We start from the raw sequence: 850 nt of genomic DNA on the forward strand, positions 1-850 counted from the left end.
TTGATATAAGTATTTTGTCTGCTGTAAAGATTAAATCCATTTGAACCTTTTGGAAAGAAATACGGTTGCAGGCAACGTTTAGGGGCTTTGCGTCGTGGCGGCATTCTGCGATTAGTCGCCCTGGAACTGAAGCCCAAATTTGTTATATAGCTGAAGATTAAAATTAAAAGCTTGGCTTTGTTCGTCTTGCCGGGACTCCAGCCGAATAGCAGACAAAAGCCGAGGTTACCTCCGTCCCGCCGCCATGATGCAAAGCCGCATGTTAGCAGCCTTACTTGATACTGTGGCCCTTATCTTACAATTGTTCTTCTGCGACTTTTGTCTAGCCAAACTTGATCCAGCAAGTAGCTCGCTGGTTCTTCAGTCGGATAGCCTTTACCATTTTTGTTGAAAATCTCTAAACAGTCAATGAAGCCATTTTTTAAATGCACAGTTATATCAGCTAAAATATCTAATCCCTCATTTTCCATTTCCACCCCGTTAAGCATTTCGATTGGATTTCTCTCAATATCAAACGAGCTTACCAAGCCTGTTGGCACTTTGTATTGCTCAATACCCTTTTCACCATTGAAATAGACGAATAGTCCTATGCCTGTATGCTCTTGATCACCTTGAGAAAGAAAAGGAATTTGTCTTTTTAGCAAATCTCCATATTCGTAATCATCAAAAGCCAAATCAAAAATGTCAAGGATTAATCTTGAAAGTGCCATGGCTGAAACCTATTGGTAATTGATCGGACCTCAATAAACAAGAACTGACCGATCATATTGCTGCTAACGTTCAGGGGCTTTGCGTCTGTGGCGGCATTCTGTGACCGGTCGCCCCGAAACTGTGGCCCAAAGTTGTTTTA

General features: G+C 41.9%; 1 protein-coding gene. It reads right to left on the reverse strand.

All coding sequences use genetic code 11. The features are described 5' to 3' along the window. Nucleotides 1–290: 290 nt before the first annotated feature. On the reverse strand, nucleotides 291–710 hold the full coding sequence (locus V9K67_RS27045; protein ID WP_336728252.1) for a hypothetical protein: 420 nt from the start codon (nucleotides 708–710) through the stop codon (nucleotides 291–293). Nucleotides 711–850: the final 140 nt, after the last annotated feature.

It is taken from the genome of Huijunlia imazamoxiresistens (genome assembly GCF_037132455.1).
Lineage (GTDB): Bacteria > Bacteroidota > Bacteroidia > Chitinophagales > Chitinophagaceae > Flavisolibacter > Flavisolibacter imazamoxiresistens.